The sequence below is a fragment of the Kitasatospora sp. NPDC028055 genome (genome assembly GCF_040637885.1).
Lineage (GTDB): Bacteria > Actinomycetota > Actinomycetes > Streptomycetales > Streptomycetaceae > Kitasatospora.
This window is the reverse complement of record NZ_JBEZXE010000110.1, coordinates 1-2,067: the sequence shown is the minus strand read 5'-3', so window position 1 is coordinate 2,067 and position 2,067 is coordinate 1. Positions and strand designations below refer to the sequence as shown.

Sequence of the window (2,067 nt, the reverse complement as noted above, 5' to 3'; positions counted from 1 at the left end):
GGTCGACTCGGTGGCGGCGCGTCCGGCGCGGACCGCGGGCACGGTCGTCAAGGACGAGGGCGAGGGCGGCAAGCAGCTCGCCGCGTTCCTGGCCGACCAGAAGTTCATCTAGTCCGCCCCGCCCCGACCCCGATCCGGCTGATCCAGCCGATCCCGCTGAACACGGAGACATAGAGCAATGGCTGAGATTCTCGTCCTGGTGGACCACGCCGACGGTGCGGTCCGCAAGCCCGCCCTGGAGCTGCTGACCCTGGCCCGCCGCATCGGTGAGCCGTCCGCCGTCGTGCTGGGCGCGGGTGCCGCGGCCGCCGACATCGCCGCCAAGGTCGCCGAGTTCGGTGCCGCCAAGGTGTACGTCGCCGACGGCGCCGAGTTCGCCGACCAGCTGGTCGTTCCGAAGGTGGACGCCCTGGCCCAGATCGCCAAGGCCAACGACGTGGCCGCCGTGCTGGTCACCTCCTCCGGCGAGGGCAAGGAGGTCGCCGCCCGCGTGGCGCTGCGCCTCGGCTCCGGCATCATCACCGACGCGGTGGACGTCCGCGCCGGCGAGCAGGGCCCGGTCGCCACCCAGTCGGTGTTCGCCGCCTCGTACACCGTCGACTCCCGCGTGAGCAACGGCGTGCCGGTCATCACCGTCAAGCCGAACGCCGTCGCCCCGGAGGCCGCCCCGGCCGCCGGTGCGGTGGAGAACGTGTCGGTGGAGTTCACCGGCAACGCGGCCAAGGTCACCTCGCGCACCCCGCGCGTCTCCACCGGCCGTCCCGAGCTGACCGAGGCCGCCATCGTGGTCTCCGGCGGCCGTGGCGTCGGTGCCGCCGAGGGCTTCGGCGTGGTCGAGGAGCTCGCGGACGCGCTGGACGCGGCCGTCGGTGCCTCGCGCGCCGCCGTGGACGCCGGCTGGTACCCGCACAGCTCCCAGGTTGGCCAGACCGGCAAGCAGGTCTCGCCCCAGCTGTACGTGGCCAACGGCATCTCGGGCGCCATCCAGCACCGGGCCGGCATGCAGACCTCGAAGACCATCGTGGCCGTCAACAAGGACCCCGAGGCCCCGATCTTCGAGCTCGCCGACTACGGCGTGGTCGGCGACCTCTTCGAGGTGCTGCCGCAGCTCACCGCCGAGGTGAAGTCCCGCAAGGGCTGATCCCCCGCGAGGACCCCGCAACGATCGGAGGGCGTGGCACTCGGTACCCCGGTACCGAGTGCCACGCCCTCCGTCGTTCTCCGTTCCCACCGCCCGCGCCCCGGTCCGGTCCGAGGCCCGAGATCGGAGGCCCCAGATCCGGGAACCGAGATCCGGGAACCGACTCCGCCGGCTATTCGGCGAAGGCCGCGAGGTGCTGGGTGAAACCGCCCTTGGTGGGCGGCAGCGGCCGCGGTTCGAGGTCCTGCACCGGCGGCGGCTCCTCCACCGGCAGCAGCCGCAGCTCGGGCTGCTCGGAGTCGGGGGAGGAGTACAGCCGCACCCGGGTGCCGACCGGGACGGTGCTGCGCATCCCGTCCACGATGCACCAGACGTCGAACCCCTCCTCCATCCGGATCAGCGACTTCTGCCGGACCAAGGGCGTCCGGGCCTGTTCGACCGCGCAGCGCCGGACCACGCCGGTGCCCTCGCTGGGCTCCAGTCGCAGCTCGGTGGAGCCGCAGGTGGGGCAGAGCAGCCGTTGGAAGGTCGGGTTGTTGCACCAGGTACAGCGCTGGAAGTACAGCGTCGTGCTCCGGGTGTCGGCATCGATGGCTGAGTGGACCACGCTGTCATCTCCCTGCGCTCGGACCGGCTCTGTCGGCAGAAGTACGCCAGTGGTACGCCAGTGGTACGTCACTGGTACGTCAGCAGTTCGGCGTAGTTCGGCAGGAAAAGGATAGGGAACTCAGTGCCGCCCTGTGAAGGCACTGAGTTCCCTTTTTGCCACGCACGTGCATAATGAAGGGTACTGAGTACCGTCGTGAAACAGGAGTGGCGATCATGAGCCAGGACTTCGATCTCTTCCGTATCTCCGAGGAGCACGAGATGCTCCGTGAGGCGGTGCGTTCGCTGGCCGAGGCGAAGATCGCTCCGTTCGCGGCGGA

2 protein-coding genes and 1 pseudogene are annotated in these 2,067 nt (G+C 70.3%); 2 read left to right on the top strand and 1 reads right to left on the bottom strand.

The window, feature by feature from the left end; genetic code table 11:
* Together AB0F71_RS39840 and AB0F71_RS39835 are read left to right on the top strand one after the other, a co-directional pair.
* Positions 1-112, top strand: a pseudogene (locus AB0F71_RS39840) (electron transfer flavoprotein subunit beta); the annotation flags it as partial.
* Between the two features lie 66 nt (positions 113-178).
* The gene (locus AB0F71_RS39835; RefSeq protein WP_360246216.1) at positions 179-1,141 is read left to right on the top strand and encodes an electron transfer flavoprotein subunit alpha/FixB family protein; all 963 of its coding nucleotides are present in this window, start codon (positions 179-181) and stop codon (positions 1,139-1,141) included.
* Between the two features lie 172 nt (positions 1,142-1,313).
* On the opposite strand, the gene AB0F71_RS39830 is transcribed toward AB0F71_RS39835, so the two are convergent.
* Positions 1,314-1,748, bottom strand: coding sequence for a hypothetical protein (locus AB0F71_RS39830; RefSeq protein ID WP_360246213.1), 435 nt, complete (start codon positions 1,746-1,748; stop codon positions 1,314-1,316).
* Positions 1,749-2,067: the final 319 nt, after the last annotated feature.

Bases quoted from the DNA above. Each gene is read 5' to 3' on its own strand.
- AB0F71_RS39835 (WP_360246216.1), top strand. From the start codon at position 179: ATGGCTGAGATTCTCGTCCTGGTGGACCACGCCGACGGTGCGGTCCGC.